Genomic DNA, 448 nt, shown 5'->3' with positions numbered 1-448 from the left:
CTTTCAATGATGGCTGCTTCTAAGCCAACATCCTGGTTGTCTAAGCAACGCCACATCCTTTTCCACTTAACACACACTTTGGGACCTTAGCTGGCGGTCTGGGCTGTTTCCCTTTCGACCATGAACCTTATCACCCATGGTCTGACTCCCAAAGTAGATTGATTGGCATTCGGAGTTTGACTGAATTCGGTAACCCGATGAGGGCCCCTAGTCCAATCAGTGCTCTACCTCCAACCATCATCCTTTGAGGCTAGCCCTAAAGCTATTTCGGAGAGAACCAGCTATCTCCGTGTTCGATTGGCATTTCACCCCTACCCACACCTCATCCCCGCACTTTTCAACGTGCGTGGGTTCGGGCCTCCAGTCAGTGTTACCTGACCTTCACCCTGGACATGGGTAGATCACACGGTTTCGGGTCTACGACCACCTACTATGTCGCCCTATTCAG

At 51.3% G+C, this 448-nt stretch carries 1 rRNA gene; it reads right to left on the bottom strand.

From position 1 onward, the window contains the following. Nucleotides 1-448: ribosomal RNA gene (locus CHH53_RS16995) — 23S ribosomal RNA — on the bottom strand; the annotation flags it as partial.

This window comes from Terribacillus sp. 7520-G, assembly GCF_002271665.1.
Taxonomy (GTDB): domain Bacteria; phylum Bacillota; class Bacilli; order Bacillales; family Amphibacillaceae; genus Terribacillus.
The sequence above is the reverse complement of the archived record's forward strand: the minus strand, read 5'-3'. Positions and strand labels throughout refer to the sequence as shown.